The organism is Marinagarivorans sp., assembly GCF_982758155.1.
In genome coordinates this window covers 1-4,410 of record NZ_CEXWTU010000319.1, presented here as the reverse complement: position 1 = coordinate 4,410, position 4,410 = coordinate 1, and the positions used below count along the sequence as shown (strand labels likewise).

Sequence of the window (4,410 nt, the reverse complement as noted above, 5' to 3'; positions counted from 1 at the left end):
ATTAGGCACTTTAAAGGCAACAAAAAATGATCAGTTTGCCGACCTATTTGCGCATGACTGAATAGTCACTCCTTTTTTAGGTTATCTTTTATGTCGTCTTCGGCTACCCCACAACCATCGCCTAGCAAAGCGCCTTCATTACTACGTTCTGGTGCGGTTGTGAGTGCAATGACGATGATTTCGCGTGTATTAGGTTTAGTGCGTGACGTGGTTTTTGCGCGCTATTTAGGGGCTGATGCCGGCGCCGATGCCTTTTTTGTTGCCTTTAAAGTGCCTAATTTTCTACGGCGTTTATTTGCCGAAGGTGCCTTTGCACAGGCCTTTGTACCGGTATTGTCCGAGCTTAGGCACAATAATGCCGGCGGTGCGCTTAAACTATTTATTGACCATATCGCGGGCTGTTTGGGTGTTTCGTTATTGGCGATAACGGCTTTGTGTGTGGTGGCAGCGCCGATGCTGGCTGTGGTTTTTGCGCCGGGTTTCTACTTCGATAACCCCGAAAAAATGGCCCTAACCGGCGATCTTATTCGCATTACCTTTCCTTACCTGTTTTTTATTTCGCTGGCGGGCTTTTTAGGCGCTATTTTAAACAGCTTTGATCGTTTTGCGGTGCCTGCTGTTACCCCGGTGTTATTGAATGTTGTTCTAATTCTTGCGGCGGTTGTTGTTGCGCCGCGCATGGCAGAGCCCGCAATGGCTTTGGCCTATGGGGTACTGGTGGCGGGGGTATTGCAATTTAGTTTTCAGCTGCCTTTTGTGGCGCAACTTGGCTTGTTACCTAAGCCTAAGCCGGTGTGGTCCGACCCTAATGTTAAAAAAGTGCTGTTATTGATGGCGCCGGCCATTTTTGGCGTATCGGTTAGCCAAATTAATTTGTTGTTAGATACCGTACTGGCTTCGTTTTTACCTTCTGGCAGCGTGTCTTGGTTGTTTTATTCCGATCGCCTAACAGAGCTACCATTGGGTGTGTTTGGTGTGGCCATTGCTACGGTGATATTACCGGCGTTATCGCGCCAGCATACCGCCAGTTCTGAGCACTATTCCAACACCATCAATTGGGCGTTGCGCTGTGTATTGGTGATTGCATTACCGGCCACGGTTGCATTAGTGGTACTCGCCAAACCCATTCTGTTCACTTTGTTTCAATACGGTGAAATGCAGGTGCGCGATGTGAATATGGCAAGCGTCAGCCTAATGGCTTATTCATTGGGCTTACCCGCTTTTATGCTGATTAAGGTGTTAGCCAGTGGTTACTTTGCCCGCCAAGATACCAAAACCCCCGTGCGTATTGGCATTATTGCTATGGTGGCTAATATGGGCTTGAACGTTTTGTTTGTGGTGCCGCTGCATTTTGGATGGCAGCTGGGGCATGCGGGTTTGGCTTTAGCAACGTGCGCCTCGGCGTTTTTGAATGCCGGCTTGCTGTACCGTGGCTTAGTGAAAAGCGAAGCTTTTGTGCCCGAGGCCGGTTGGCTTCGCTTTGGCTCGTCGCTGGTTATTGCCAGTATAGTAATGGGGGTTGGCTTGTGGTTTTGCGTGCAGCAGTTGCCCAGCTTTGCGGTGTTGGGTTGGTTGCCTCGCGTTGGTTATACCGCGGCGTTTTGTGGTGCAGGTTTTGCCGTTTATGCTACGGTTTTGCTTTTGCTGGGTATACGCATTCGCGATTTCAAACCGCAAAAAGCTTAGCTTCAAAAGCACGAGGTCACTCTTAATGCGTGATCTCTACATCCTTACCTTCGCCCCTTATCGGTTTATTAGGAGCCTCCTTATTTTGGTGCCCATTATCTCGACCTTAATGGGTACTCTTATTTTGTTGCGGTTTATGCTTGCTCGATGTTGTTTTTGGCGACATCAAAGGTGGCACTCCGCCAGCGTTAACATTTGAAATACGCTGCAGGCCCCGTCATACCTAGTGAATAAGGTATCAGGATAAGCCTGAATAAAGTGGCACTTTTGTTTTTTGCGGCTCATGTGATGTTTTACTGTTATTGAGGCGACACGTTGTAAAAGCCTAGTAATATGGCTTCACGATTTAGTGAAGGGTACTTCCATGAAAATAACAACACTCCTTGCAGGTTGCATTATTGGCGCCAGCAGTGCCGCGGTATTCGCCAACGCACCCGTGCAACCTACCAATATAGATCAGCTGCTAAAGGCGATGACTTTAGAGCAAAAAATCGGACAATTACAGCAGTCTCATATTGAAGAGGCGGCCACTGCTGCCGAGATTCCAGAAGCGATTAAAGTGGCGATTCGCCAAGGTAAAGTCGGCTCGTTTTTGAATGCGAATTCGCTGGTTGTGGCTAATGAGTTACAACGCATTGCCGTTGAAGAAAGCCCCAATGGCGTTCCTTTATTGTTGGCTCGCGATGTTATTCACGGTTATAAAACGATCTTTCCTATTCCGTTGGGCCAAGCGGCTAGCTGGAACCCCGAAGGCGTAAAGCAGGGGGCTCGTATCGCCGCGCAAGAGGCATCGGCCGATGGCATTCGTTGGACCTTCGCACCCATGATCGATATTTCACGCGATGCCCGTTGGGGGCGTATTGCGGAATCCTTCGGTGAAGACCCTTATTTAACCTCGGTGATGGGCGTTGCTTCGGTAGAGGGTTATCAAGGCGATGACTTATCCGACCCAACAAGCATAGCGGCAACCGCAAAGCACTTTATTGGTTATGGCGCTGCCGAAGCGGGCCGCGACTACAACACAACCTACATTCCAGAACCTTTATTGCATAACCAGTACTTACCCCCCTTCGAGGCGGCCATAAAAGCAGGCGCCGCGACAATCATGACGGCCTTTAACGACTTGAACGGTATTCCAGCATCCGTTAACCGCTACACCATGGATACCATTTTACGTAAAGAAATGGGCTTTGATGGCGTTTTGGTTAGCGATTGGGATTCTGTAATTGAAGCCGTGGTGCACGGTGTTGCAGCCGATTTGAAAGAAGCTGCATTAATGGCCTCCAAAGCGAGTTTAGATATGGAAATGGTGAGTACCAGTTTCCAAGATAACTTGGCCGCGTTAGTTGCAGAAGGCAAAGTGTCTGAAGCCGAAATCGACGTTAAGGTACGCCGTCTATTGCGCTTAAAGCAGCAGCTTGGTTTGTTTGAACAACCCTATACCGAAGCATCGCGCCAGGTTGTAAAAAACAGTGCACCGTTTCGCAAGGTAGCGCAAACCGTTGCGGCTGAATCCTTGGTATTGCTGAAAAACGATAACGACATCTTGCCACTCAAATCGGGCCAAAAAATCGCCTTAATCGGGCCGCTAGCCGATGCCGCACATGACCAAATGGGTACATGGGTGTTGGATGGCGAAAAGAAAAACTCGGTGACAGTTTTAGAGGCTGTTAAAAGCGAAACCGGTAAATTACGTTACGTGCGTGCTTTAGAGCATTCGCGCTCGTACGATACTGGCGATTTTAAAGCGGCTGTTAAAGCGGCTAAAAAATCTGATGTCATCGTGTTTGTGGGCGGTGAGGAAGCCGCGTTATCGGGCGAGGCACACAGCCGCGCAGGTATTCGTTTACCCGGTGCGCAAGAGCAACTGATTACAGCGCTTAAAGCCACCGGCAAGCCTTTAGTAGTGGTGTTAATGGCTGGTCGTCCTATCGAGCTACACGATATTTTACCCAGTATTGATGCCTTAGTGATGACGTGGCACGCCGGTAGCCTAGCGGGCCCAGCCATTAGCGACCTATTGTTTGGTCACATAGAGCCGGTTGGCCGCCTGCCAATTACTTGGCCGAAAGTAACAGGCCAGTTACCGATGTACTACAACCAAAAGAATACCGGCCGGCCACCCAGTTCGCGCCCGTTTATTTTTATGGAAGACTACCCCATGGAGGCTAACCAGCATTCATTAGGCCATGCCGCGACCCATATGGACATTGGCTTTGCTCCGCAATACCCGTTTGGCTTTGGTTTATCTTACTCCACAGTAGAGTACGCAAAAGTAACCACACAAAAGACGCCTTATGCCCGTAAAGAGGCTTACACGTTTACGGCAGAAATCACTAATACTGGTAAGCGTCCAGTAACCGAGGTGGTGCAGTTGTATATACAGGATGTGGTTGGCTCGGTAACGCGCCCCATTAAAGAGCTGAAAGGTTTTAAGCGCGTAGCACTTAAGCCTGGCCAAAAGCAGGTTGTAAGCTTTACCTTAAAGGCCGAAGACTTGATGTTCTTTAACGATAAGACTGAGCGTGTTTTCGAGCCGGGTTTATTTAGAGTATGGGTAGCACCACATGCCGAGGCTGGCGAAGCTGTTGAATTTACTATTCAGTAAGGGGCGAGGCAATGATAGTTTGTCCAATTAGACGGGGGCGCCTGCTTTCTCAACAAGGCGTTCGAAGGGGCGCATGCCGGGGCATGTAACGCTTTGAGCAACGCTGTTGAGGAAGC

At 49.3% G+C, this 4,410-nt stretch carries 2 protein-coding genes; both read left to right on the top strand.

The window, feature by feature from the left end:
- Positions 1-90: 90 nt before the first annotated feature.
- Positions 91-1,686 (top strand): murein biosynthesis integral membrane protein MurJ, encoded by a 1,596-nt coding sequence (gene murJ, locus AC3A8L_RS20195; protein WP_487964072.1) that lies wholly within the window; start codon positions 91-93, stop codon positions 1,684-1,686.
- 364 nt (positions 1,687-2,050) lie between these two features.
- Positions 2,051-4,294, top strand: coding sequence for a beta-glucosidase BglX (bglX, locus tag AC3A8L_RS20190; RefSeq protein WP_487964071.1), 2,244 nt, complete (start codon positions 2,051-2,053; stop codon positions 4,292-4,294).
- The last annotated feature ends 116 nt before the right edge of the window (positions 4,295-4,410 follow it).